Source organism: Kosakonia pseudosacchari (assembly GCF_900184035.1).
Lineage (GTDB): Bacteria > Pseudomonadota > Gammaproteobacteria > Enterobacterales > Enterobacteriaceae > Kosakonia > Kosakonia pseudosacchari.
Window position 1 is genome coordinate 67862 of record NZ_FXWP01000010.1, and the last position, 25562, is coordinate 93423.

26 protein-coding genes and 1 tRNA gene are annotated in these 25562 nt (G+C 50.6%); 21 read left to right on the plus strand and 6 right to left on the minus strand.

The genetic code is table 11. The features are described 5' to 3' along the window. Positions 1-16: 16 nt before the first annotated feature. The 4 genes from mlaC (at position 17) to murA (ending at position 2638) form a co-directional block, all read left to right on the plus strand. Positions 17-655, plus strand: a complete 639-nt coding sequence (mlaC, locus tag BN2591_RS06625; protein ID WP_086870072.1) for a phospholipid-binding protein MlaC — start codon at positions 17-19, stop codon at positions 653-655. Then, the gene (gene mlaB, locus BN2591_RS06630; RefSeq protein WP_086870075.1) at positions 652-945 is read left to right on the plus strand and encodes a lipid asymmetry maintenance protein MlaB; all 294 of its coding nucleotides are present in this window, start codon (positions 652-654) and stop codon (positions 943-945) included. Before mlaC ends, mlaB begins: the two co-directional genes overlap by 4 nt. Positions 946-1071: 126 nt before the next feature. Continuing rightward, positions 1072-1326: a BolA family iron metabolism protein IbaG gene (ibaG, locus tag BN2591_RS06635; RefSeq protein ID WP_017457333.1), complete on the plus strand. Its 255-nt coding sequence runs from the start codon at positions 1072-1074 to the stop codon at positions 1324-1326. Between the two features lie 52 nt (positions 1327-1378). Beyond that, complete coding sequence (gene murA / locus BN2591_RS06640) at positions 1379-2638, plus strand: UDP-N-acetylglucosamine 1-carboxyvinyltransferase (RefSeq protein WP_017457334.1); 1260 nt, start codon at positions 1379-1381, stop codon at positions 2636-2638. A 94-nt stretch (positions 2639-2732) separates the two neighbouring features. Here the strand turns inward: murA and sfsB are convergent, their stop codons facing one another. Beyond that, positions 2733-3008 (minus strand): DNA-binding transcriptional regulator SfsB, encoded by a 276-nt coding sequence (gene sfsB / locus BN2591_RS06645; protein ID WP_017457335.1) that lies wholly within the window; start codon positions 3006-3008, stop codon positions 2733-2735. Between the two features lie 214 nt (positions 3009-3222). Beyond that, the gene (ispB, locus tag BN2591_RS06650) at positions 3223-4194 is read right to left on the minus strand and encodes an octaprenyl diphosphate synthase (RefSeq protein ID WP_020455433.1); all 972 of its coding nucleotides are present in this window, start codon (positions 4192-4194) and stop codon (positions 3223-3225) included. A 259-nt stretch (positions 4195-4453) separates the two neighbouring features. On the opposite strand from ispB, the gene rplU reads away from it, so the two are divergent. The 4 genes from rplU (at position 4454) to cgtA (ending at position 7294) form a co-directional block, all read left to right on the plus strand. After that, positions 4454-4765, plus strand: a complete 312-nt coding sequence (gene rplU / locus BN2591_RS06655; protein ID WP_003025032.1) for a 50S ribosomal protein L21 — start codon at positions 4454-4456, stop codon at positions 4763-4765. Between the two features lie 20 nt (positions 4766-4785). After that, positions 4786-5043, plus strand: a complete 258-nt coding sequence (gene rpmA / locus BN2591_RS06660) for a 50S ribosomal protein L27 (RefSeq protein WP_017457338.1) — start codon at positions 4786-4788, stop codon at positions 5041-5043. A 94-nt stretch (positions 5044-5137) separates the two neighbouring features. Then, on the plus strand, positions 5138-6103 hold the full coding sequence (locus BN2591_RS06665; protein WP_086870078.1) for a DMT family transporter: 966 nt from the start codon (positions 5138-5140) through the stop codon (positions 6101-6103). Positions 6104-6118: 15 nt separating this feature from the next. Then, positions 6119-7294: an Obg family GTPase CgtA gene (gene cgtA, locus BN2591_RS06670; protein WP_086870080.1), complete on the plus strand. Its 1176-nt coding sequence runs from the start codon at positions 6119-6121 to the stop codon at positions 7292-7294. A gap of 77 nt (positions 7295-7371) precedes the next feature. On the opposite strand, the gene dacB is transcribed toward cgtA, so the two are convergent. Next, positions 7372-8805, minus strand: a complete 1434-nt coding sequence (dacB, locus tag BN2591_RS06675; protein WP_086870082.1) for a serine-type D-Ala-D-Ala carboxypeptidase — start codon at positions 8803-8805, stop codon at positions 7372-7374. Positions 8806-9052: 247 nt separating this feature from the next. On the opposite strand from dacB, the gene greA reads away from it, so the two are divergent. Continuing rightward, a complete protein-coding gene (gene greA / locus BN2591_RS06680; RefSeq protein WP_086870084.1) occupies positions 9053-9529 on the plus strand; it encodes a transcription elongation factor GreA in 477 nt (158 codons plus the stop codon). Between the two features lie 152 nt (positions 9530-9681). On the opposite strand, the gene yhbY is transcribed toward greA, so the two are convergent. Continuing rightward, positions 9682-9975 (minus strand): ribosome assembly RNA-binding protein YhbY, encoded by a 294-nt coding sequence (yhbY, locus tag BN2591_RS06685; RefSeq protein ID WP_086870087.1) that lies wholly within the window; start codon positions 9973-9975, stop codon positions 9682-9684. Positions 9976-10093: 118 nt separating this feature from the next. Here yhbY and rlmE point away from each other — a divergent pair, with 118 nt between their 5' ends. The 9 genes from rlmE to BN2591_RS06730 all read left to right on the plus strand — a co-directional run bounded on the left by rlmE (position 10094) and on the right by BN2591_RS06730 (position 20073). After that, positions 10094-10720 (plus strand): 23S rRNA (uridine(2552)-2'-O)-methyltransferase RlmE, encoded by a 627-nt coding sequence (gene rlmE / locus BN2591_RS06690; RefSeq protein WP_020455430.1) that lies wholly within the window; start codon positions 10094-10096, stop codon positions 10718-10720. Positions 10721-10822: 102 nt separating this feature from the next. Continuing rightward, entirely contained in the window at positions 10823-12754 is a 1932-nt protein-coding gene (gene ftsH / locus BN2591_RS06695; protein ID WP_086870090.1) for an ATP-dependent zinc metalloprotease FtsH, read from the plus strand. A 98-nt stretch (positions 12755-12852) separates the two neighbouring features. Then, complete coding sequence (folP, locus tag BN2591_RS06700; protein ID WP_086870092.1) at positions 12853-13701, plus strand: dihydropteroate synthase; 849 nt, start codon at positions 12853-12855, stop codon at positions 13699-13701. Continuing rightward, entirely contained in the window at positions 13694-15034 is a 1341-nt protein-coding gene (glmM, locus tag BN2591_RS06705) for a phosphoglucosamine mutase (protein ID WP_086870095.1), read from the plus strand. Before folP ends, glmM begins: the two co-directional genes overlap by 8 nt. Before the next feature lie 224 nt (positions 15035-15258). Beyond that, positions 15259-15591 carry a preprotein translocase subunit SecG gene (gene secG / locus BN2591_RS06710; protein WP_086870097.1) on the plus strand — a complete coding sequence of 111 codons (333 nt, stop codon included), beginning with the start codon at positions 15259-15261 and terminating at the stop codon, positions 15589-15591. Positions 15592-15603: 12 nt separating this feature from the next. After that, positions 15604-15690 (plus strand) — tRNA-Leu (locus BN2591_RS06715). 644 nt (positions 15691-16334) lie between these two features. Further along, positions 16335-17036 (plus strand): hypothetical protein, encoded by a 702-nt coding sequence (locus BN2591_RS06720; RefSeq protein WP_244172989.1) that lies wholly within the window; start codon positions 16335-16337, stop codon positions 17034-17036. A gap of 59 nt (positions 17037-17095) precedes the next feature. Continuing rightward, on the plus strand, positions 17096-17617 hold the full coding sequence (locus tag BN2591_RS06725) for a CS1 type fimbrial major subunit (RefSeq protein ID WP_086870099.1): 522 nt from the start codon (positions 17096-17098) through the stop codon (positions 17615-17617). A 41-nt stretch (positions 17618-17658) separates the two neighbouring features. Beyond that, positions 17659-20073 (plus strand): TcfC E-set like domain-containing protein, encoded by a 2415-nt coding sequence (locus BN2591_RS06730; protein WP_162842157.1) that lies wholly within the window; start codon positions 17659-17661, stop codon positions 20071-20073. A gap of 15 nt (positions 20074-20088) precedes the next feature. Here the strand turns inward: BN2591_RS06730 and BN2591_RS24870 are convergent, their stop codons facing one another. Continuing rightward, a complete protein-coding gene (locus BN2591_RS24870; RefSeq protein ID WP_279627210.1) occupies positions 20089-20223 on the minus strand; it encodes a hypothetical protein in 135 nt (44 codons plus the stop codon). Positions 20224-20644: 421 nt separating this feature from the next. Here BN2591_RS24870 and BN2591_RS06735 point away from each other — a divergent pair, with 421 nt between their 5' ends. From BN2591_RS06735 to BN2591_RS06745, 3 genes are all read left to right on the plus strand, one after another. After that, positions 20645-21319, plus strand: coding sequence for a hypothetical protein (locus BN2591_RS06735; RefSeq protein ID WP_086870103.1), 675 nt, complete (start codon positions 20645-20647; stop codon positions 21317-21319). A 116-nt stretch (positions 21320-21435) separates the two neighbouring features. Beyond that, on the plus strand, positions 21436-22626 hold the full coding sequence (locus BN2591_RS24710) for a hypothetical protein (protein ID WP_244172990.1): 1191 nt from the start codon (positions 21436-21438) through the stop codon (positions 22624-22626). A gap of 22 nt (positions 22627-22648) precedes the next feature. Continuing rightward, entirely contained in the window at positions 22649-23938 is a 1290-nt protein-coding gene (locus BN2591_RS06745; RefSeq protein ID WP_244172991.1) for a hypothetical protein, read from the plus strand. A gap of 44 nt (positions 23939-23982) precedes the next feature. Here the strand turns inward: BN2591_RS06745 and argG are convergent, their stop codons facing one another. Next, positions 23983-25329: an argininosuccinate synthase gene (gene argG, locus BN2591_RS06750; RefSeq protein ID WP_086870105.1), complete on the minus strand. Its 1347-nt coding sequence runs from the start codon at positions 25327-25329 to the stop codon at positions 23983-23985. Positions 25330-25562 lie beyond the last annotated feature (233 nt).

The following is a 25562-nucleotide window of genomic DNA, read 5'->3' on the forward strand; positions in this document are numbered from 1 at the left end:
CGAGGAGAATTGACGCATGTTTAAACGTCTATTAATGGTTGCCCTGCTGGTGATTGCACCGCTGGGGGCCGCGATGGCGGCCGATCAAGCTAACCCATACGCCGCAATGAAAGACGCGGCACAGAAAACCTTTGATCGCCTCAAAAATGAGCAGCCGAAAATCCGTGCGAACCCGGATTACCTGCGCGATGTAGTTGATCAGGAATTGCTGCCTTATGTGCAGGTGAAATACGCCGGCGCGCTGGTGCTGGGCCGTTATTATAAAGAAGCGACCCCGGCACAGCGTGAAGCCTATTTCGCTGCATTTCGCGAATACCTGAAACAGGCCTACGGCCAGGCGCTGGCAATGTATCACGGTCAGACTTATCAGATTGCGCCAGAGCAGCCGCTGGGCGATGCGACGATTGTGCCGATCCGCGTGACTATCATCGATCCGAATGGTCGTCCGCCGGTGCGTCTGGATTTCCAGTGGCGTAAAAACACGCAAACGGGCAACTGGCAGGCTTACGACATGATTGCCGAAGGGGTGAGCATGATCACCACTAAACAGAATGAATGGAGCGACCTGCTGCGCACCAAAGGTATCGACGGTTTAACCGCCGAACTGCAATCTATTTCCCGCCAGAAAATTACCCTGGATGAGAAAAAACAATGACAACCCGGTTGAGCTGGGCGCGTGACGGGGAACGCCTGAAACTCCAGGGCGAACTTGATCAGGATATTTTAAATCCGCTGTGGGATGCGCGTGTGGAGGCGATGAGTGGCGTCACCTGCATCGACTTACATGATGTGACACGCGTTGATACCGCTGGCGTCGCGCTGCTGGTACATCTGGTGGCACAGGGGAAAAAGCAGGGCGTGAATGTTGTCCTGGCTGGGGTAAGCGAGAACGTTTCCACCCTCGCTGCGCTCTATAATTTGCCGCAGGATGTATTGCCTCACTAATTTTTTCAATACGTTACTAATTAAAGCCCCATCCTTTATTGTGATGGGGCTTTTTGCTTGTTTAAGCCGACGTCACTTTCCACTAAGATGTGTGACTGTTTTCACTATTAGATGATATTTACACCCATGGAAAATCATGAAATTCAGACGGTGCTAATGAATGCACTCTCTCTCCAGGAAGCCCACGTCACTGGCGACGGCAGTCACTTTCAGGTTGTTGCTGTGGGTGAGATTTTTGACGGCATGAGCCGGGTCAAGAAACAACAGACCATTTATGGCCCGCTGATGGAATACATCGCAGACAACCGTATTCATGCCCTGTCGATCAAAGCCTACACTCCGGCGGAGTGGGCGCGGGATCGCAAACTTAACGGCTTTTGAGCGCAGGGGATAGACCTACTGCGCGTGTGAATTCTTAACAGAGATCAGATGAATGGATAAGTTTCGTGTACAGGGGCCGACGCGTCTCCAGGGCGAAGTGACAATTTCAGGCGCGAAAAACGCCGCGCTGCCGATTCTTTTTGCTGCGTTGCTGGCGGAAGAGCCGGTTGAAATCCGTAACGTTCCGAAACTGAAAGATATCGATACCACCATGAAGCTGCTCAGCCAGTTGGGCACCAAAGTGGAACGCAATGGATCCGTGTGGATTGATGCGGGCGATGTCAATGTTTTCTGCGCACCTTACGAGCTGGTGAAAACCATGCGCGCCTCTATTTGGGCGCTGGGACCGCTGGTTGCGCGTTTCGGTCAGGGGCAGGTCTCTCTGCCTGGCGGTTGCGCGATTGGCGCACGTCCGGTGGATCTGCATATTACCGGCCTGGAACAACTGGGCGCGGAGATCAAGCTGGAAGAGGGCTATGTCAAAGCTTCCGTTAACGGGCGTCTGAAAGGCGCGCATATCGTGATGGATAAAGTAAGCGTCGGCGCGACAGTAACCATTATGTCTGCTGCGACGCTGGCAGAAGGCACGACTATTATCGAAAATGCCGCCCGTGAGCCGGAAATTGTTGATACGGCAAACTTCCTCAATACCCTCGGTGCAAAAATCACCGGTATGGGAACCGATCGTATTACCATCGAAGGGGTGAAACGCCTGGGCGGTGGTGTTTATCGCGTCCTGCCTGACCGTATCGAAACCGGGACTTTCCTGGTCGCGGCGGCGATCTCTGGCGGTAAAATTGTCTGCCGTAACGCTCAGCCGGATACGCTTGACGCGGTGCTGGCTAAGTTGCGCGATGCGGGTGCGGATATTGAGGTTGGCGAAGACTGGATTAGCCTTGATATGCATGGTAAGCGTCCGAAAGCGGTGAATGTGCGCACAGCTCCGCATCCGGGATTCCCAACCGATATGCAGGCGCAATTTACACTGCTGAACCTGGTGGCTGAAGGTACGGGAGTGATCACCGAGACTATCTTCGAAAACCGTTTCATGCATATACCTGAGCTGATCCGTATGGGAGCTCACGCCGAAATCGAAAGCAATACAGCGATTTGTCACGGTGTAGAAAAGCTTTCCGGTGCGCAGGTCATGGCAACCGATTTACGCGCTTCTGCAAGCCTTGTGCTGGCGGGTTGTATCGCGGAAGGAACCACCATCGTTGATCGTATCTATCATATCGATCGTGGCTACGAGCGTATTGAAGATAAACTCAGTGCGCTTGGCGCGAACATTGAGCGCGTCAAAGGCGAATGAGCCAGTCTGCTGAACACTAAGAAGGGAGCCTCGGCTCCCTTTTTTTCTATCGCCTGTTCTGGCAAGCAAGGGGAGGTGCTACTTGCATGACCGCTTATTTCTCCTCCCTTTTCTTTCTGATCAGCTTCGTCTTATCTATAAATTCATGGGTGACAGGATCATGGTAACGTGATGGCCAGATAACCCAGGGATCGGTATCCAGCGCACGAGCAATAATCAATTCCCCTTTTGGCCAGGAGCGGGTCAGCGCGTTAGCGAGGGTCGATGAGCTTAACCCGTTTTTACGGGATTCCGCCGCCAGCGATGTTCCTTTCTTACGCAGCCCGGCAATGATATCAGCCTGGTGCCAGTCCATTAATTTTGTTTCCATAACATCTCCCTGATAGAAAATAGGTGTCAATTATTTACGCCAACAACGCTACTTACTATACGCATGCAGGAGCATTTGTTCTGAAAAGCTCATGTAATATTTTGCGTTTTAGGATTATGACAAGGCTTGATATTACTGGTTATTTTTGGTTTTAACGGGGTTTAAAGAAACTTACTGGAACTTTCCCGCGGCAATGCGCGGGAAGCTGGAAAGATTAACGATCGCGCTGAACGGCGATGTGGGCAAGACCAACCAACGCGTCGCGCCACGGTGAATCCGGCAGAACCTGTAGAGCGGCAATCGCTTTATCCGCTTCTTCTTCCGCACGACGACGCGTCCACTCCAGTGAACCGCAGGCCGCCATTGCTTCCAGAACAGGTTCCAGAAGGTGCCGGCCATTTCCTTGCTCAATAGCTTCGCGGATCATCTGTGCTTGTTCTGGCGTGCCGTTATGCATGGCATGTAACAACGGTAACGTCGGTTTACCTTCATTCAGGTCATCACCGGTGTTTTTACCGAGCGTTTCACCGTCTGCACTGTAATCAAGCAAATCGTCGATGAGCTGAAAAGCCGTTCCCAGATAGCGACCGTAATCCTGCAACCCTTTTTCCTGCGCTTCTGTACAACCAGCCAGCAAGCCGGAGCACTGAGCCGCCGCTTCAAACAGACGTGCGGTCTTGCTATAAATGACGCGCATATAGTTTTCTTCAGTGATATTGGGGTCGTTGACGTTCATCAACTGCAGGACTTCGCCTTCAGCAATCACGTTTACGGCTTCTGACATCACTTCCAGCACTTTTAGCGAGCCGAGGCTGGTCATCATCTGGAAAGCGCGGGTGTAGATAAAATCACCGACCAGTACGCTCGCTGCGTTGCCAAAGGCCGCGTTAGCGGTGGCTTTGCCGCGACGCATGTCGGACTCGTCCACAACATCGTCATGGAGGAGGGTCGCGGTGTGGATAAATTCGATTAATGCGGCAATAGTGACGTGCAAATTGCCCTCGTAGCCAACGGCTCGCGCCGCCAACACGGCAATCATCGGACGGATGCGTTTGCCGCCGCCGCTTACGATGTAATAACCCAACTGGTTGATTAACTGAACATCCGAGTTGAGTTGTTGCAGAATCGTCGCGTTTACACCCGCCATATCGTGCGCGGTTAACTCATTGATTTTTTCTAAATTCATCGCAAAAGCCGGGCTTTCAGTCCTGTTTACCACATAGCAAAATGGGATAACAAAGGGTTACGGGTTAGAATAGTATTGTTGATTGTACTGAAAAAAAGCGCCAGATAAACGTTACCTTACGTGTTGTGTTTTTTTTCTGCATGGAGTGACGATCACTCTTGTCAAAGGCTAGCAATTTGCGTAATATTCGCGCCCTATTGTGAATATTTATAGCGCACTCTGAATTGATCAGAATATGTGCGCGGAAGCGGAGTTTTATATGTACGCGGTTTTCCAAAGTGGTGGTAAACAACACCGAGTAAGCGAAGGTCAGACCGTTCGCCTGGAAAAGCTGGACATCGCAACTGGCGAATCTGTTGAATTCGCTGAAGTTCTGATGATCGCAAACGGTGAAGAAGTCAAAATCGGCGTTCCTTTCGTTGATGGCGGCGTAATCAAAGCTGAAGTTGTTGCTCACGGTCGTGGCGAGAAAGTTAAAATCGTTAAGTTTCGTCGTCGTAAACACTACCGTAAGCAGCAGGGCCACCGTCAGTGGTTTACTGATGTGAAAATTACTGGCATCAGCGCCTAAGACCTGAGGAGTAGATTTAAATGGCACATAAAAAGGCTGGCGGCTCAACTCGTAACGGTCGCGATTCAGAAGCTAAACGTCTGGGCGTAAAACGCTTCGGCGGTGAAGCAGTTCTGGCAGGTAGCATCATCGTTCGTCAACGTGGTACCAAATTCCACGCTGGTTCTAACGTAGGTTGCGGCCGTGACCACACTCTGTTCGCTTTGACTGACGGTAAAGTTAAGTTCGAAGTTAAAGGCCCGAAAAACCGCAAATTCATCAGCATCGTTGCTGAATAAGTTTTTCGCGTCCCGGTAACGGAAAAAAGCCCCGCAACACGTTGCGGGGCTTTTTACATTAGAAGTCCGGTAAATTCTGGCAGGGAATACGGGCATGAAACAGCAGGCAGGCATCGGTATTGCGCTGGCACTCACCACCGCAATGTGCTGGGGTGCGTTACCCATCGCCATGAAGCAGGTGCTGGAAGTGATGGAGCCGCCAACGGTGGTTTTTTATCGCTTCTTGATGGCAGGAATCGGCCTTGGTTTGATTCTCGGCTGGAAAAAAAAGCTGCCCTCGCTGCATCTTTTTCGTAAGCCACGCTGGTTAGTTTTGTTGGCAATTGCCACTGGTGGGCTGTTCGGGAATTTCATCCTCTTCAGTTCTTCCCTGCAATACGTTAGCCCGACGGCTTCTCAGGTGATCGGTCAGCTTTCGCCTGTGGGCATGATGATTGCCAGCGTTGTTATTCTCAAAGAGAGAATGCGCGGCACCCAGGTTATTGGTGCATTGATGCTGATCTGCGGTCTGGTAATGTTTTTTAATACCAGCCTGGTGGAGATTTTTACCCGCCTGACAGATTACACCTGGGGCGTGATTTTTGGTGTCGGAGCAGCCACGGTGTGGGTGAGTTACGGCGTCGCGCAAAAAGTGTTATTGCGGCGTCTGGCTTCCCAGCAAATCCTCTTTTTGCTGTACACTTTGTGTACGATTGCGTTATTGCCGCTGGCAAAACCCGCTGTGTTGCTTCAGTTGAGTGACTGGCAGCTGGCTTGTCTGGTGTTCTGTGGCCTTAATACGCTGGTGGGTTACGGCGCGCTGGCGGAAGCGATGGCTCGCTGGCAGGCGGCGCAGGTGAGCGCATTAATCACGCTGACACCGCTCTTTACGCTGTTTTTTTCAGATTTATTATCAATGGCCTGGCCCGATGTTTTCGCCAGACCGATGTTAAACCTTATCGGTTATCTCGGTGCGTTTGTCGTGGTTGCGGGCGCGATGTTTTCCGCTATTGGCCATCGTCTTTTGGGACGCTGGCGCAGTCGCGAAGTGGTCGCCACTGTGCCCCGCTCAGGCGAATGAGTTACGGAGAGTAAAATGAAGTTTGTTGATGAAGCTACGATTCTTGTCGTGGCAGGTGATGGCGGTAACGGTTGTGTAAGCTTCCGCCGCGAAAAATATATCCCGAAAGGCGGCCCTGATGGCGGTGACGGTGGCGACGGCGGTGATGTCTGGCTGGAAGCGGACGAAAACCTCAATACCCTGATTGACTACCGTTTTGAAAAATCTTTCCGTGCTGAACGCGGACAGAATGGCCAGAGCCGTGACTGTACTGGGAAGCGCGGAAAAGATATTACGGTGAAAGTACCGGTAGGTACGCGTGTTATCGATCAGGGCACCGGCGAAACGATGGGCGATATGACCAAACATGGTCAGCGCCTGATGGTCGCGAAAGGTGGCTGGCACGGTCTGGGCAACACGCGCTTTAAATCCTCGGTTAACCGTACGCCTCGTCAGAAAACCATGGGCACGCCGGGCGATAAGCGCGACCTGCAGCTCGAACTGATGTTGTTGGCCGATGTGGGTATGCTTGGTATGCCAAACGCAGGCAAATCAACCTTTATTCGCGCGGTATCGGCTGCAAAACCAAAAGTGGCGGATTATCCGTTTACCACGCTGGTGCCGAGCCTTGGCGTTGTCCGTATGGATAACGAAAAGAGCTTTGTGGTTGCCGATATTCCAGGATTGATCGAAGGGGCTGCCGATGGCGCAGGTCTTGGGATCCGTTTCCTGAAACATCTTGAGCGCTGCCGTGTCCTGCTGCATCTGATTGATATCGATCCGATCGATGGTTCCGATCCGGCTGAAAATGCCCGTGTCATCATCGGCGAGCTGGAGAAATACAGCGAGAAACTGGCTGCTAAACCGCGTTGGTTAGTATTTAACAAAATCGATTTGATGGATAAAGCGGAAGCAGAAGCTAAAGCAAAAGCCATCGCTGAGGCACTGGGTTGGGAAGATAAATTCTACCTTATATCTGCGGCCAGCCAGCAGGGCGTGAAAGACCTGTGCTGGGACGTGATGACCTTTATCATCGAAAACCCGATCACCCAGGCGCAGGAAGAGCAGCAGCCTGAGAAAGTCGAGTTTATGTGGGATGATTATCATCGCCAGCAGCTCGAAGAAGCGGAAGTGGTTGAAGAAGACGACGAGTGGGATGACGACTGGGACGAAGACGACGAAGAAGGCGTCGAGTTCATCTACAAGCGTTAATCGCTGCGATTTCCCCGGCTGCACGGGGAATATTGCCAACAAAATGCCGGGTTAGCACACGCTACCCGGCATTTTTGTTAGTTGTTCTGGTAGATATCTTTGTACAGCCGGCTTTCAAAACGTACCAGTGGAATGCGGCGATTACGCTGATCCGCCGGTTCGACAGCATAACCAGAGAGATACTGCACGAAAGCCATCCGCTGACCGCTCGCGGTGGTGATAAAGCCGGCCAGATTATACACGCCTTGCAAAGAGCCTGTTTTAGCCGACACTTTGCCATCCACACCTGCTTCATGCAGACCGGCCCGATACTGTAATGAACCGTCATAGCCCGCCAGGGGGAGCATCGAAATAAAATTGAGCTCGGTGTCATGCTGCGCAATGTATTGCAGAACTTGCATCATCGTGGCGGGTGCCAGAAGGTTATGTCGTGACAGGCCGGAGCCATCAGCGATGATTGTATTGCCGAGATCGACGCCAGCCTGCTGGCGCAGGATCTGCCGCACTGCATCCGATCCTGCTCGCCAGGTCCCGGGTACACCAAAGCGCGCGTGACCAATCATACGAAACACCGTGTCAGCGATCATATTGTCTGATTTTTTCAGCATCTGCTTTAGCAGGTCGTGAAGCGGTACCGACTGCTTGCTGGCAATGACAGTGCCGGGCTCGTTCTCTTGCGTCTGGCGCAACAGCGTACCGGTATAAGTGATACCTGCATCGTTCAATTCTGCTTTCAAAATTGCACCAGCATAGCTTGCTCCGTCCTGAATGGCGAAAGCCAGCGGGAGCGGGTCAGCACGTTGTGGCAGGCATCCCGTTAGCGTAAAGCGATTTAAATCGCCCGGGACGACATCCAGTTCGCAATATTGCGTCTCTGCTGAACCGCGCGCAATTGTGCGTACCTGGCTGAACATATTCACCGGATAATAATTAGCGATACGGATATAGGCCAAATCGCCCGGTTTTTGTGCGCTGTAGAGGGAAATCGAGAAGCAGTTACGATCAACAATTGCCGCGGCAGGGGGGGCGCTAAAGCACTGCGTCATATCGTTCCACGGCCAGCCTGGCGCTTTATCATGACTGGCAAAAATAGAGGTATCGACCAGCACGTTACCTTCTATTTTCTGCACACCCGACTTTTTCAGCACCGCGACCATATTGCGAATATCCTGACGTTTTAACGTCGGATCGCCGCCAAATCGCGCAATTAAATCGCCTTTTAACGTGCCGTTATCGACAGAACCTTTGCTTTCCAGCGTGGTTGTAAAGCGAAAGTCCGGCCCAAGCTGCAACAATGCCGCCAGCGCGGTGATGACCTTCTGGGTGCTGGCTGGCAACGCCATTTGTTTACCGTGGTAATCAATTTCAGGCGCCTGAGCTCCGACTTTTTGCACCATCAGCGCCAGGTTAGCACCATCCGGCAGCTGGTTTATGTACTCGTCTACATTCGCGGCCTGAACGTTCAGGGCTATACTTGTGGTCAATCCGATGATAAAGCTGGAAAATCGCATAATCTCGCGCTAGGAAGCAGTAAACAAGCCGTCATACTACGGCGCAACGACCCGGAAAGTAAACGATGACCCATAGTGAACTTCCGGGTAAAATACGTATCAAATTGAAAAATTGCGCTGACCTGGGGCTTTGTCCCCGGGTCAGTTTTCTTTTGCTCCTGCCCGACGGTATATGCCGGTGTACGGGGGAGGTAGATCAGATGGGGTGGGTTACCGCTCCCTACAGGAAAGTTTAAGAGGTATAACAATGCAAGCTATTCCGATGACCTTACGTGGTGCCGAAAAATTGCGCGAAGAACTGGAATTTCTGAAATCCGTTCGTCGTCCTGAAATCATTGCCGCCATCGCGGAAGCCCGCGAACATGGCGATCTGAAAGAGAATGCGGAATATCACGCCGCGCGCGAGCAGCAAGGTTTCTGCGAAGGGCGAATTAAAGATATCGAAGCAAAATTGTCTAATGCGCAGGTGATCGACATTACTAAAATGCCGAAAAGCGGTCGTGTTATTTTTGGTTCCACCGTTACGGTATTGAACCTCGATAACGATGAAGAGCAGACGTATCGCATTGTTGGCGATGATGAAGCCGACTTTAAACAGAACCTGATTTCAGTCAATTCGCCCATTGCCCGCGGCCTGGTAGGTAAAGAGCAAGACGATGTGGTGGTGATCCGCACGCCTGGCGGCGAAGTGGAATACGAAATTATCAAAGTAGAATATCTTTGATCGCTGCATTCGCGTCTATTGTTGACGAATTGTAAAGAAAAGAAAAAGGCCGCGCTGCGGCCTTTTATGAATTCCGGGAGCGTGGCATTTTGCACGTCTGCTGGCGGAAACCCCTCGTTTTACACAGATTTTGTGTTCAATTCAGGATATCCTTAGCGTGGCAGCGAAATTTTACGCTCCGCGGTTGGGCGATAAAGCACCAGCGTTTTACCGATGACCTGTACGCTGCAGGCGCCGGTTTCGCGAACGATAGCTTCCACGATCAAGGTCTTAGTTTCTCTGTCTTCAGAGGCGATCTTCACCTTGATGAGCTCATGGTGCTCTAGCGCTTGTTCAATCTCGGCCAGTACCCCTTCGGTCAAACCATTATTGCCAAGCATAACTACCGGCTTGAGCGGATGTGCCAGACCTTTCAGGTGCTGTTTTTGTTTAGTACTCAGATTCATCGTATATTTTGCTTACGTTGGGATTGAAAACGGGTCATTCTACCGCCATCTCCACTGTATCGCCAAATTGCGCGTCGAAATTTCTCGATGTCGACGATGAACCCGGATGGAAAGTTAAATGACAGGTAAAAAGCGTTCTGCCAGCTCGAGCCGCTGGCTTCAGGAACACTTTAGCGATAAATATGTTCAACAGGCGCAGAAAAAAGGGTTGCGTTCCCGTGCCTGGTTTAAACTTGATGAAATACAGCAAAGTGACAAACTTTTTAAGCCGGGTATGACGGTTGTCGACTTGGGTGCTGCCCCTGGTGGATGGTCGCAATATGCGGTCACGCAGATTGGTGGTAATGGTCGTATCATCGCTTGCGATCTTTTACCGATGGATCCAATCGTTGGTGTGGACTTCCTTCAGGGCGATTTTCGTGATGAATTAGTTCTGAAAGCATTACTGGATCGCGTTGGCGACAGTAAAGTTCAGGTTGTCATGTCAGATATGGCGCCGAATATGAGCGGCACGCCTGCTGTTGATATCCCTCGTTCCATGTATCTTGTGGAGCTGGCGCTGGAGATGTGCCGTGATGTGTTGGCGCCGGGCGGAAGTTTTTTAGTGAAGGTGTTCCAGGGCGAAGGATTCGATGAGTATCTCACCGAAATTCGCTCCCTGTTTACGAAGGTTAAAGTGCGTAAACCGGACTCTTCACGTGCGCGTTCACGTGAAGTGTATATTGTAGCGACCGGGCGAAAATGATACCCCGTCGATTTCGGCCTTTGGTTTGAAAGAGATGGGTTATGTTGTATCCTGACGCTGTTTTTAACACAGTTGTAATATGAGGTTAATCCCTTGAGTGACATGGCGAAAAACCTAATACTCTGGCTGGTCATTGCCGTCGTGCTGATGTCAGTATTCCAGAGCTTTGGGCCCAGCGAGTCGAATAGCCGTAAGGTGGACTATTCTACCTTCCTGCAAGAGGTCAACCAGGACCAGGTTCGCGAAGCGCGTATCAACGGACGTGAGATCAACGTTACCAAGAAAGATAGTAACCGTTACACGACTTACATCCCGGTCGAGGATCCGAAACTGCTCGACAACCTGGTGACAAAAAACGTCAAGGTTGTAGGTGAACCGCCGGAAGAGCAGAGCGTGCTGACGACGATCTTCATCTCCTGGTTCCCGATGCTGCTGCTGATTGGCGTCTGGATTTTCTTTATGCGTCAGATGCAGGGCGGCGGCGGCAAAGGCGCCATGTCGTTCGGCAAGAGCAAGGCGCGTATGCTTACGGAAGATCAGATCAAAACAACTTTCGCTGACGTTGCCGGTTGCGACGAAGCAAAAGAAGAAGTTGGCGAGCTGGTTGAATATCTGCGTGAGCCGAGCCGTTTCCAGAAACTGGGCGGTAAAATCCCGAAAGGCGTCCTGATGGTCGGTCCTCCGGGTACGGGTAAAACGCTGCTGGCGAAAGCGATCGCCGGTGAAGCGAAAGTACCGTTCTTCACTATTTCCGGTTCTGACTTTGTAGAAATGTTCGTTGGTGTTGGTGCATCTCGTGTGCGCGACATGTTCGAGCAAGCTAAGAAAGCAGCACCGTGCATTATCTTCATCGATGAAATCGACGCCGTAGGCCGCCAGCGTGGCGCAGGTCTGGGTGGTGGTCACGATGAGCGTGAACAGACGCTAAACCAGATGCTGGTTGAAATGGATGGTTTCGAAGGCAACGAAGGTATTATCGTTATTGCCGCAACTAACCGTCCGGACGTACTCGATCCCGCTTTGTTGCGCCCGGGGCGTTTTGACCGCCAGGTTGTTGTCGGTCTGCCTGATGTTCGCGGTCGTGAGCAGATCCTGAAAGTCCATATGCGCCGTGTGCCGCTGTCGCCGGATATCGATGCTGCAATCATCGCACGTGGGACGCCAGGTTTCTCCGGTGCCGATCTGGCGAACCTGGTCAACGAAGCTGCGCTGTTTGCCGCTCGTGGTAACAAACGCGTTGTATCGATGGTCGAGTTTGAAAAAGCGAAAGACAAAATCATGATGGGTGCGGAACGTCGCTCCATGGTGATGACCGAAGCGCAGAAAGAGTCCACGGCATACCACGAAGCAGGCCATGCGATTATTGGTCGTCTGGTGCCGGAACACGATCCGGTACATAAAGTGACGATTATTCCGCGCGGCCGTGCGCTGGGTGTGACGTTCTTCCTGCCGGAAGGTGATGCGATTAGCGCCAGCCGCCAGAAACTGGAAAGCCAGATTTCAACGCTGTACGGTGGCCGTCTGGCAGAAGAGATCATTTACGGCGTTGAACATGTTTCTACCGGTGCGTCGAACGATATTAAAGTCGCGACCAACCTGGCGCGTAACATGGTCACCCAGTGGGGCTTCTCTGACAAACTCGGTCCGCTGCTTTACGCGGAAGAGGAAGGCGAAGTATTCCTGGGGCGTAGCGTTGCAAAAGCGAAACATATGTCCGATGAAACTGCACGCATCATCGACCAGGAAGTGAAATCGCTTATTGAACGTAACTACAATCGCGCACGTCAGCTGCTTAATGAAAATATGGATATTCTGCATGCGATGAAAGATGCTCTGATGAAATATGAGACTATCGATGCGCCGCAGATTGATGACCTGATGTCACGCCGCGATGTTCGTCCGCCTGCAGGTTGGGAAGAACCTGGAACGAACAACTCTGACAATAATGGTACGCCGCGAGCGCCGCGTCCGGTCGATGAACCGCGTACGCCAAACCCGGGCAATACCATGTCAGAACAGCTGGGCGACAAATAAGTATTTGCGCTGATGATCTGCTTTTAATGAAAACCCCGGGGCTTGCTCCGGGGTTTTTCTTTTAATTTCTAACTGCCACAACCTCAGGGATTTTAGTCATGAAACTCCATGCTCAGGGCTCAACACTGGATTTGTCTCACCCCCATGTAATGGGCATCCTCAATGTAACGCCGGATTCTTTTTCGGATGGCGGTGCACATAACACATTGATCGAGGCGGTAAAGCACGCGAACCTGATGATCAATGCAGGGGCGACAATTGTGGATATCGGTGGGGAATCGACGCGTCCTGGAGCGGCTGATGTCAGTGTAGAAGAGGAGCTTGAACGCGTAATCCCGGTTGTTGAAGCCGTCGCACAGCGTTTCGAGGTATGGATTTCCGTCGATACATCTAAACCTGAAGTCATTCGCGAATCGGCGCGAGTAGGCGCACATATCATTAACGATATCCGTTCATTAACAGAACCGGGCGCGCTGGAAGCCGCCGCACAAACCGGGCTACCGGTGTGCCTGATGCATATGCAAGGTCAGCCAAAAACCATGCAGGAAGCGCCGAAATACGACGATGTGTTTGCCGACGTGAATCGCTTTTTTATCGATCATATAGCACGATGCGAGCAGGCTGGGATCGCAAAAGAGAAATTGTTGCTCGACCCGGGATTCGGTTTCGGTAAAAATCTCTCCCACAATTATGCATTGCTTGCCCGCCTGGCTGAGTTTCACCATCTTGGCTTACCTCTGTTGGTCGGAATGTCGCGTAAGTCGATGGTAGGCCAGCTACTCAATGTCGGCCCCTCCGAGCGGTTAAGCGGTAGTCTGGCTTGCGCAGTGATCGCGGCAATGCAAGGCGCGCATATTATTCGTGTTCACGATGTAAAAGAAACAGTAGAAGCTATGCGGGTGGTGGAAGCCACGCTGTCAGCGAAGGAAAACAAACGCTATGAGTAATCGTAAATATTTTGGCACCGATGGTATTCGCGGCCGCGTTGGTGACGCACCGATCACCCCTGATTTTGTGCTTAAGCTGGGTTGGGCTGCCGGGAAAGTACTGGCGCGTCATGGTTCACGTAAGATCATCATTGGTAAAGACACCCGTATTTCAGGTTATATGCTGGAATCAGCGCTCGAGGCCGGGCTTGCGGCGGCTGGTCTTTCCGCGTCCTTTACCGGACCCATGCCCACGCCGGCCGTAGCCTACCTTACGCGCACATTTCGCGCAGAAGCGGGAATTGTAATTTCGGCTTCGCATAACCCTTTCTATGACAATGGCATCAAATTCTTCTCTATTGACGGTACAAAACTGCCGGATGCTGTAGAAGAGGCGATTGAAGCCGAGATGGAAAAGGAACTGACTTGCGTTGACTCCGCCGAACTGGGTAAGGCCAGCCGTATTGTTGATGCCGCCGGGCGTTATATCGAGTTTTGCAAAGCGACGTTTCCGAATGAACTGAGCCTGAATGGGTTAAAAATCGTGGTTGATTGCGCCAATGGCGCGACTTATCACATTGCACCGAGTGTTTTTCGCGAACTGGGGGCGAAGGTGATTGCCATTGGATGTGAACCGGATGGCGTAAACATCAACGAAAAGTGTGGCGCGACGGACGTGGCAGCACTGCAGCAGCGCGTTTTGATTGAGAAAGCCGATTTGGGCATTGCCTTTGATGGTGACGGCGATCGCGTCATTATGGTCGATCACGAAGGTAACAAGGTCGATGGCGATCAAATCATGTATATCATTGCCCGCGAAGGGTTGCGCCAGGGGCAGTTGCGCGGTGGTGCAGTTGGCACACTCATGAGCAATATGGGGCTTGAACTGGCGCTTAAGCAACTGGGTATTCCCTTTGCGCGCGCGAAAGTGGGCGACCGTTATGTGCTGGAAAAAATGCAGGAGAAGGGCTGGCGCATCGGTGCTGAAAACTCCGGTCATGTAATTTTGCTCGATAAAACGACGACCGGGGACGGTATCGTGGCCGGTTTGCAGGTGGTTGCCGCAATGGTGCGTAACCATATGTCTCTGCATGATTTGTGCAGCGGCATGAAGATGTTCCCGCAGGTGCTGGTGAATGTGCGTTTTACCGCAGGTATTGGCGATCCACTGGAAGACGAAACGGTCAAGGCGGTGACGGCAGAAGTGGAAGCGACACTGGCTGGCCGTGGTCGTGTGCTGCTGCGTAAATCCGGTACTGAGCCGTTAATTCGCGTCATGGTAGAAGGTGAAGACGAGGCGCAAGTGACATCGCTGGCGAATCGCATCGCTGATGCAGTTAAGGCTGTAAAATAGTGCGATAAGTGCTTAAAAAGGCGGCTGTTGCCGCCTTTTTAATAGCCCGGGATCGCAATTTTGCTGTTTTTTTCCGCACTTGATAAAATGCGCTTAAATTGCCCTTGCGAAGGTGATTCGCTTTGGTTAGTATTCACACCCGCTTCAGTGGGAAAGCAAGAAACATCCCACTTTTATTGGTTTGAAGCATTGGCTGCGGCAACCCCGCAAGGAACAGGTTGATTATGTACGAAGCTCTTTTAGTTATTTTCCTTATTGTAGCGCTGGCTCTTGTAGGCCTGATCATGCTGCAGCAAGGTAAAGGCGCTGACATGGGAGCCTCCTTTGGCGCTGGCGCGTCCGGTACGCTGTTCGGTTCAAGTGGTTCTGGTAACTTCATGACCCGTACAACTGCTGTGCTGGCAACACTGTTCTTTATTATTAGCCTTGTGCTGGGCAACATTAACAGCAATAAAACCAATAAAGGGAGCGAGTGGGACAATCTGAGCGCACCGGTGAAGAGTGAGCAAACTCAGCCTGCAGCTCCGGCGCAGCCGACCAGCGATATCCCGCATTAATAAGTAAGTCGTGCCGAGGTGGTGGAATTGGTAGACACGCTACCTTGAGGTGGTAGTGCCCGATTGGGCTTACGGGTTCAAGTCCCGTCCTCGGTACCAATATTCCGGAAAAAAGACATCGCAAGATGTCTTTTTTTTTGCCTGTCAATTAGTACATTGCCAAACCTTTCAACCTTTCAACCTTTCAACCTTTCAACCTTTCAACCTTTCAACCTTTCAACCTTTCAACCTTTCAACCTTCCAGTCCTTCAACCTCAAACTTCAAACCTCAAACCTCAAACCTCAAACCTCAAACCTCAAACCTCAAACCTCAAACCTCATACCTCATACCTCATACCTCATACCTCAATCCTCAAAGCCCTTCAATGTATTCGACAGGTAATTGCTTCAGTGCTTATTAATTCCACGATTAATATAAAAAATCGTCCCGCGCAAGGCGCTATCTTGCTAGCCAATAGTAATGGCTTGCTAAAGAGCAAGTTAAGATCGCATTAATTTCATATTAATCTTAAAAATCATTGATATAAGTCATCATCAAAAATTTATTTACTGGTCTGAGGAGTAAAATTGATCAAGATTCGGTTTTTAATTATTTATTAATCTGCGCCTCTTCGGTTGCTTTAATTTAGATGCGTGATTATCTTGGCCTCGTTTTCAACGATGTCTGGATTTTTTATATGTACTGCGTTTCCTTATTAAGAAAGATCACATCTGTGTCTGTGATTCTATTCTTCGGATTGAAAATGTCCGTAGCCTTCGCTCTTCCTGAAATAGGAATAGGAAGCATGTATGACACACTTACGCCTGATAAACAGTCTATTGCTAAACGTATTTATAATACCGGGACATCTACTGCGTTTGTCCGGGTAGATATGCTGGAAGTAAATATTGATAAAAGCGGGAAAGTTGTTGAATTACCTCTAAAAGAACTATCAGGAAATTCATTGCAAAAAGACAGACTGATTGTCACCCCGTTAAGGATGATTATTCCACCAGGAGGTTTTCAATCCGTAAGGATTATGTGGCCTGGTGATCGGTCGGTTGAAAAATATTATCGAGTAAGATTTATTCCTGTGCTTCCTAAAACAGATGATGGTTTTGGCTTAAGCAATAAGGAAGTTGATGATTACCGTAAAAAAGCATTGAGTGCCGGGCTAAATGTATTATCCGGTTACGGTACGCTGGTTATTGTTTTACCGACGAAGCCTGTTTTCAGTACACAAATTGAATCATCTTCGCCTTCGGCAATTCGTGTAACTAACAAAGGCACCGCGACTATTGTTTTGGAAAATATCCGCAATTGCACTTCCGCTGGTACGGAATGTAATAGCGCGAAGCGTCTTTTTATCCTTCCTGGCAAAACGAAGGAAATTGATAAAAGCAAAGGACGCACAACCCTTTTCACCCTTATTGAAGGGGAAAACCAAAAGAAACTACGTTTCTAATGTTACGAAGTAAGTTGTAAATAAGCAGAGTTATACTCTTTAAATTGAAAGGATTGACCATGTTGACTAATAAAATTGCAAAAGCTTGTCTTTTTGGTGGTGCGCTGTCTTTGTCCGTATTAGGCAGTTCAATGGCGATGGCAGCCAACCAGCAAAGTTATAACATTGACGTATATGCGCATGTCCCAAGCGACGATTTCCAAATCGAACCTGTTGAAAGCGGCTGGATTAATCAGGCTCAAGAAATTGAATATGATATCACCACGTCCAAATTAAAAGCTTTTGAAAAACAGTTCCAATATAAGAACGTTTCAGGTGGCATTCAGGCAACACTGATGAATACCGATGCTAACGGCCAGGCTATCTTATCAAATGGTACAGATACTATTCCGCTGAAAGTGGAATTCAATGGCGTTGAACTGGATAATTCAGCGAAAACCGTTGTCGATGCTACCGCTGCAAGTGCAGGTGGTCGTACTACGCTGCGTATTAGCCAGGATGATACGCAACCTCTTACTGTTGAAGGTGATTTTACCGGCCAGGTGGCGATGATTTTTGAAGAAGCAGTTACAACGCCTTAATTTCTTAAGCCCGTTTATAATTTAAAAATCATCTATATATTATGAAAATATCATTAATATTCCTGGCCGCAGTTCCTTTCATTGTTTCGGCTGGTGATATGCAACTTGCTGCAAATATGAAAGGTCTGCCAGAGGATTTTAAGCGGTATTTTTATAATTCTGAAGTTGTCGTTCAGGTATATCTGAACGACAACTATATTTTCGATGCCAGTGCTTCCCTGAGTGAAAATGGGGAAATAAAACTGCTGAGAATTATTGATGAACAGCCGAATAGCGATCACGCGACAAATGCCATTTGGTCTGATGTTCTTCAGAAAGGCGTGTCGGCAGGAAAATGCACCTTATCATGTCCGTCCGGGCTGATGCAGGTTGACTATTCCCTGGATAACTCTGCGCTAAAACTCTATACCGCCAATTATGAAACCAGCCAGGTCGTCAGTAATTATCTGTCAGTTCCTGATGATACACCGGCAGGGTTAATTATGAGCAACAGCGTTTCATTATCCGAAGCTGCCTCCATGCGTAGTTGGGGGATTAACTCATCTTTAACATCTTCGCTGGGGGGCTGGAGCCAACAAGTGGCGTTCCAGTCTACAGGCACCGAAGGTGAATACCATTATAACAACTACAGCATTTACCAACTCTTCACACAAAAAGAGCTGAAGGGGAGCTTTTTCCGTCTCGGATTGTTTACCCCTGATAGCGATGACGGCAACGTTCAAACCTCAGGTTTTGGCAACGACACTGTCATTGGTGGAATGTGGGGAACATCCGATGCTTTGCTGGCAACAACCGACAGTGTGAGCGCCTGGCCCGTCTACGTAACAGGGCGTAATCAGTCTATTGCAGAAGTCTGGCGAAATGGGCAAATGATTCGCACCCAGCAACTTCAGCCGGGCATACAAGCGTTGGATACTCGTCCACTGCCTCTCGGTATTTATGATATTACGATCAAAGTTATTGAAAATGGTCAGGTTATCGATACACAAGAAGCGCAAATTTTTAAGGCTCAGGGCTGGAATAATCCCGATAAACGCTGGCGGATGAATTTATGGGGCGGGCAACGTCGCACTCTGGGAAGTGGGGATTTAAGCGTTGTTGATAGTAATCCTTTCACTGCTGGCGCAGGGGTGGAATTACTGGTTAATCCGCGGGCTACTGTTGGGTTCTCTGGCGCTATTACTGAAAAAGAGCAGCACCTGCGCACGCGAACCAATATTACTCTTTCGCAAAACGATCGCTTTTTTGCGCAATACACGCTTGGCAGCTCGCAATATCAAGCTAATCAGGACACGGATATTCGCTATTACCGCAATTTGTATGCCGGTGGTTCAGCCAGTCTTTACTGGCGTTCAACGCTTAGCGATGTTTATGGGCACCGTGTTCGTACCCGCCAGACAGGCCAGACATGGGGCGCTTCTTTGTCATCACGTTTGCCGAGGGCTTCTTCGCTGATTTTCAATGCGCAATATATTGATACGCCATGGCGCAAAGGGGCGGCAGCGGATGTTTCATTAAGCACGCAAACACGTTTTTTAGACCGTGATACCAGTTTACGAATGAGTGCCTACGACCGCCCGGCATTTGATAATAATCGCCGTGATAGGGGTATCTCTTTTAGCGTGTCGATCGCTTTGTCTCCGGCTGCCGAGCATTCGGTTTCGTTCAGCACCGGTCTGGAACAGGATCAAAGTTTTTCCAGCTTGCAATATCAATGGGAACCGACGGAGAAAAATACGCTGCGTAATTTGGGCGCCGGGGTTTCCTGGAATGCAGGAGATACGGTTCTTAATGGCAATGGTGCAGTGGATACGCCATGGGTGAACGGTAATTTCTACGCACAACATGGTATGCGGAGCAAAACCAGTACCGCTGGCGCTAACCTGAGCCAGGTGCTGGTCATGGGCGGCGGAAAGATTGCCTCCGTCAACGGTGATAGCAGTGGTATGCAGTCTGCGGTGATTGTTGATATGGACGCGGATGATAAAAATACCCGCATCCAGGCAACCGGCAGCATGAGTGAACTCAGCCTGAAGCCAGGACGAAATATTCTGCCAGCGGAATTGTGGAAAAAGAGCGATATCCAGTTTAGCGCCCGTGGTGGCGACAGTGTGCAAGTCTTCCCGGAACGCCAGAGCATCCAAATGAACCGTGGTAGCGTTCAATATTTGAATATCAAAACGGTGAAGACGTTTACTTTGATCGGCATGCTGCAAGATGAACAGGGGCAGGCCATCAGGAACCGCTATGTTAAAAGCGATGTCACCGGTGCCATGGTCAACGCAGAAGGCGTATTGACGCTGGACACCGGTACCACGAACCGCCATTTAACGGTTTCGGCAGAAAATGGGCAGCCTGAACTTCTGTGCGAAATTCCGTCCGGGCTGGAACCCAATAAGAAGGTGCAGTTTATCAGCGCCATTCAATGCCAGCGCGCTGATTCACCCGAGAAATAATATGTCTATGCAACATCAGATAATGCGCATGGCTTTATCCGCCATATTTTGCGTGATCAGTTTCTGCGCTACGGCGGCTGAAATGAATATCACCGCCAGTTTTACCCCGTCGGCAACCAATCCGGAAAACAGCACATTCACCAATACCACGCCGATTTCCGGTTATTGTGCAACCTGGCCACAATATTGTCCTGTAGGGGCCTGGGGGATTGCATTGCCGTTAGAATTGAGCTTAAAACGGCCGATTGTGGCCAATGATACACCGAGAAATAACCCTTACTTCGGGCTGAGCAATAAAGCCAGAACCATACCTGTCACTAATGAAACCACGGGCGAAACTTCGCAAGTGACTTTCCGGATCAGTGGCTTCAGTGCGAGATATTCACTGGCTGGTGGAGATAACAGTTGGGTGGGAGGATCGTTTGGTTATCCTAATGCACCTTGCCAGAGAGCGGCAACCCTTGTGGGAAACTCCCAATGGACTGCATTTGTTTGGACAGTCACATCCGCAGACGGTCCCTGCTACAAAGTTAGCACTATAGACCGAACAGAACCCTCCCGTTTCTACGAAATGAGTATCTCCTATGAGCTGGAAACCCCGGACCCGCTGAAAATGAGCTCTGGTGTATACAAAGGCACCGCACCGCTGACCGTTGGCCCCGGCGGCAACATCGATTTTGGCGACGTGTATGAAGCCAGCGATACCATGCTGAATATTAACTTTACGCTGACGGTAACCCACGAACTGAAACTCACCCCGGCCGCCGGAGCGCAGACGGTGGCGCTGCAACCCTGCCCGGCAGGAAAAATCTGCTCAGAAGATGAGGGAAATGCCAACTGGGAACGCTGGATGGTTTCCCGTGTGACGCCGCAACTGAGCGGGCGCAGCGCGTTCACGCTCTCGAGTTCCGGTGGCTTCACGGTGTTTATGGACTGTGCCGATCAGATAGGTAACGAGTGCGCGCTCACCAGCGATAACAGCGGGCAGCGGGTGCCGATGCGTGTGGCGGTAAACCTGCCGGATAACGTGATTGATACGCAGACTGGTTCAACGGTGACCGGCAGACCACTGCTGATTGGCAAATCCGAAGGGCAGAACTACTTCACTGCCAAAACCTATGGCGCGGATAAACCCGGCAGCATTGATTTTCTGGTACGCCAGAAGGATGTGGACACCATGCTTGCCACGCGGCCGGATACGTATCGCGGTGCGGTCACCGTCATTTTTGACCCGAATATTTACTGAGCTGCTGAGTTACCGATCCCGTGAAAAAAATGCATCTTCAAGGTCCGCGTGTGCTTGCAGGGATGATGACCGCCTGCTTGCTCCTCGTCGCAAGCTTCTTTTCCCCGGCAGCGACAATGAATATTACGGCAGAGTTTGTGCCCTCAATGGCGCACCCGGAAAACAACACTTTTACCAACACCACGCCACAGAGTGGATATTGCGTACTCTATCCAGGGCAATGTGTAGCGTACGGGACATTCAGCATCAATATGGGTGGAATCACCGCGTCGCTGGCAACGACAGGGATTACGGCGAATTCAGAGCCCAGAATGGGGATATACTTTAAAATGCCGGGCGCAGTGCGCAATATTACGGTCGTGAATCAACAAACGGGAACTCCGGTCACGCTTGGTTTCAGGGTGAATGCCTTTTCAGCTGACTACCTTACGCGAACATCCTGGACGTTAGCCGACCATAGTCGCTGGAACGGCGGCAGCTTTGTGAATGCTCCCGCGCCTTGCGGTGTTTCTGGGGTAGGCAGTTATAACAAATCACATTACCAATTTATGTGGAAATGGCCCGCCAGTGATGCCGCCTGCTATAAAATTGCTACGGTAGACATGACGGGGGAACCCTATTTTCTCAATGAAAACAGCATCGGTTATGAACTCATCACCCCCGATCCGCTGAAAATGGCGTCCGGAATTTATACCGGCAGCTTATCCCTGACGGTGGGGCCGGGAGGTGATATTGATTTCGGCGATAATTTTACCGCCAGTGACAGTAACCTGACCTTAAATTTCACTCTCACTGTAAACCACGAACTGAAACTCACCCCGGCAGCCGGTGCGCAGATGGTTGCCCTGCAACCCTGCCCGGCGGGAAAAATCTGCTCAGAGGATGAGGGAGATGCCAACTGGGAGCGCTGGATGGTTTCCCGCGTGACGCCGCAACTGACCGGACGCAGCGCGTTCACGCTTTCCAGCTCTGGCAGCTTCACGGTGTTTATGGACTGTGCCGAACGGGTCGGCAACGAATGCGCACTCACCAGCGATAACAGCGGGCAGCGGGTGCCGATGCGTGTGTCGGTAAACCTGCCGGATAACGTGATTGATTCGCAGACAGGTTCAACCGTCACCGGCAGACCACTGCTGATTGGCAAATCCGAAGGGCAGAACTACTTCACTGCAAAAACCTATGGTGCGGATAAACCCGGCAGCATCGATTTTCTGGTGCGCCAGAAGGATGTGGACATCATGCTGGCCACCCGGCCGGATACGTATCGCGGTGCGGTCACCGTTATTTTTGACCCGAATATTTATTGAGTAACAGAGCGGTACGCCTCTAATGGAAAAAATGAACCTTCAGCTTCGGCATGTGCTTTCGGGGGGCATGGCGGTCTGCTTGCTCCTCGCCAGCTTTGTGTCATCGGCCGTGACGATGAATATTACTGCCTCTTTTTCGCCTTCATTAACCAATCCGGAGAATGTGGTTTTTACCGATACAACAGCTCAAAGTGGTTTTTGCGCGACATGGCCAACGTATTGCGTGAATGGCGAGCGAAGCCTGTCAACCGGGTTGATACTAACCCCCAGAACTGGGTTGACAACGACTGATTCCCCTCAGGACAGTCTGTACTTTAAGTGGCCATCCTCATTTCAGAATGTGGAAGTCACTAATGTTGAAAATGGCACTACGACGATGGTTCGTTTTCGCGTAAGCAGTTTCAGTGGTCGATACGATGCTAACAGCAACTATGGTGTTTATGATTGGGGCGAAAGTGGTTATGCATTTACGCTTGGCCCCCTGGGGGGCTGCAACGCGATTACTCCAGGCTGGTTGATTGGAAATACGGGAGTGGCCTGGCTATGGGGCGTTCCAGAAGGCACTGGCGGTTGCTATCGTATCACTAGCGTCGACAGACCTGTGGGCGATGCCAAATTCGTTCGGCAAGTCAATACGTTAAGTTTCGGCTACACCATGATAGCGCCTTCTCCGTTAACGCTGACATCCGGAGAATACGTCGGCACGGTGACTTATACTATCGGGCCTGGCGGTGATATAGATTTTGGTAATAACTTTCAGGCAAATGACAATATCCTTGAGATTAACTTCAAACTTTCTGTTAATCATGATTTGAAATTAACCCCGGCTGCAGGGGCACAGTCAGTCGCTTTACAGCCTTGTGCGACAGGGCGGGTTTGTTCGGAAGATGAGGGGCAGGCCAACTGGGAACGTTGGATGGTGACACGTGTAACGCCGCAATTAACGGGGCGAAGCGCTTTTTCTCTCTCCAGTTCCGGGGCGTTTACGGTGTATCTCAGTTGTGCCGAGCAGTCAGGAACGGACTGTGCGCTTAAGAGTGACAACTCAGGACAATTAGTACCGGTGAAGACCTTGCTGAGCCTGCCTGACAATATTATCGATAGTGCTACCGGGGCGTCGGTTACACGTAAGGCGCTGAGAATCGGGAAAGATATGAGTAACAACATTTTTAATACGCAATCTTACGCACGGGATGCGGCGGGCAACATTGATTTTCTTGTTACTCAGAAAGATGTGGACACCATGCTGAAAACCCGGCCTGACACATATCGCGGTGCAGTCACCGTTATTTTCGATCCGAATCTTTTTTAGGAAGGGAAACGTGCCTGCAAAGCAGGCACGGATGGGCAGGCGGCTTATTTCTTTTCGCCGTTTTCCAGGTTCTCTACCTGCGGCAGGCCGTTGCCAGAAGAGGTGGAAAGTAAGCCTGTTTGCACGTAGTTGAACAGCTTCTCACGAGTATCAGTAATATCCAGATTACGCATAGTTAACTGCCCGATACGGTCGTCCGGTGAGAACACCGACTCGCCTTTTTCCATTGTCAGACGCTCGGCTTTGTAGGTCAGATTGTCGGAAACGGTATTCAGGATCGAGTAATCATTGCCACGACGCAGTTCCAGAGTGACTTCACCGGTGATGGCGCTCGCCATCCAACGTTGCAGTGAATCGCGTAGCATCAGCGCTTGCGGATCGAACCAGCGGCCCTGGTACAGCAAGCGGCCAAGTTGGCGGCCATGCGCGTGGTATTGCTCAATGGTGTCTTCGTTATGAATGCCGGTCAGCAGGCGTTCGTAAGCGATATGCAGCAGCGCCATCCCTGGGGCTTCGTAAATACCGCGGCTTTTCGCTTCAATGATACGGTTTTCAATCTGATCGCTCATGCCCAGACCGTGGCGACCGCCGATGCGATTGGCTTCCAGCATCAGTTCAACATCATCAGTGAAGGTTTTGCCGTTCAGCGCGACCGGGTGACCACGCTCAAAACGTACGGTAACTTCTTCCGCCTGGATTTTTACATTCTCGTCCCAGAATTTAACCCCCATGATAGGGTTAACAATCTTCACGCTCGAGTTGAGGAACTCCAGATCTTTTGCTTCGTGCGTTGCGCCCAGCATGTTGGAGTCAGTCGAGTAGGCTTTTTCTGCCGACATTTTGTAATCGAAACCGGACGCGACCATGAATTCGGACATTTCCTGACGGCCGCCCAGCTCATCAATAAAGTCGGTATCCAGCCACGGTTTATAAATTTGCAGCTCGGCGTTAGTCAGCAGGCCGTAGCGATAAAAACGTTCGATATCATTGCCTTTATAAGTACTGCCATCGCCCCAGATATTCACACCGTCTTCTTTCATTGCCGCAACCAGCATCGTGCCAGTCACCGCGCGACCCAGCGGTGTCGTGTTGAAATAAGTCAGGCCACCCGTCGTGTTATGAAAAGCACCGCACTGGATGGCGGCAATGCCTTCGGCTACCAGTTGCTTACGGCAGTCGATCAGGCGAGCATTTTCTGCACCGTATTCGCGAGCGCGACGGGGGATCGCGTCATAGTCATCCTCGTCCGGTTGACCCAGGTTCGCTGTGTATGCATAAGGAACCGCGCCTTTTTGGCGCATCCACAGCAGTGCTGCGCTGGTGTCCAGTCCGCCGGAGAAAGCGATGCCGATACGTTGACCTGTGGGAAGATGCTTGAGAATCGTCGTCATAAAAAAAACCCTGCTTGATAGACCGATGGTGAGAGACTTAACAGCCACGCCATACTCTTTGTGCCATCCGACCAGAACAATTAGTGAATGGTTATGCAAAATAAATGAGTTTTCATTTAATCATCTTTTGGCGATGACCGGAAGAGAAGAGTGCAATTTTCATTGCGATAGTGGTGAACGGTGCTGTTTACATGCTCAAAAAGCATACGCAACAAAACTGCATACGCCAGGGC